Source organism: Vibrio sp. 1978, from assembly GCF_033344345.1.
The window spans coordinates 1-650 of sequence record NZ_JAWPOP010000574.1 but is presented as its reverse complement, the minus strand read 5'-3'; the positions used below and the strand labels follow the sequence as shown (position 1 = coordinate 650).

The following is a 650-nucleotide window of genomic DNA, read 5'->3' as shown; positions in this document are numbered from 1 at the left end:
CCTTCTGGCAACGCCCTTGATTTGCAGAACCTGCCAGATGAGTTAAAAAACGCTGACGTGATCTTGGTTGGAGAGTGGCACACTCATGCTGGTATTCATCGCTTCCAAACCGATCTACTGAGGCAACTTTCTTCTGGCGAACGCCGTATTGCCTTATCTATGGAGCAAGTCACGCGTGACAAGCAATCGGTGCTAGACGCTTATCTAAAAGGCGAAATCGGTGAACAATACTTCATGTCACAAAGCAATGCGTGGCCAAACTATGAAAGCGATTACCGCCCACTCGTTGAGTTCGCCAAGCAAGCCAACTTACCTGTTATCGCCGCAAATGCACCCAAATACATCGTCCGCTGCATTGGTCGTCAAGGTGTTGATTACCTGAATAAATTAGATGATGAAGAGCGTAGCTTTGTGGCTGAAAACGTCAATACCGCGAACAGCCCATATAAAGAAAAGTTCATGGCATCCATGCATCATGGCAAGCCAGAGCAAACTGAAAAGCAATACGCCGCACAAGTAACGTGGGACGAAACCATGGCGGAGTCGATTGTGAAATACCTCGCTCAAAACCCAAATGCTCAAGTTGTTCATGTCGCGGGGAAATTTCATACAGAAGCAGGTTTAGGTACCGCAGCATCCATTTTACAACG

At 47.2% G+C, this 650-nt stretch carries 1 protein-coding gene; it reads left to right on the top strand.

Annotated features, from left to right (window positions below; translation table 11 throughout):
- A partial coding sequence (locus R8N49_RS27900) for a ChaN family lipoprotein (protein ID WP_318190543.1) occupies nt 1–650 on the top strand: 650 nt, incomplete at both ends.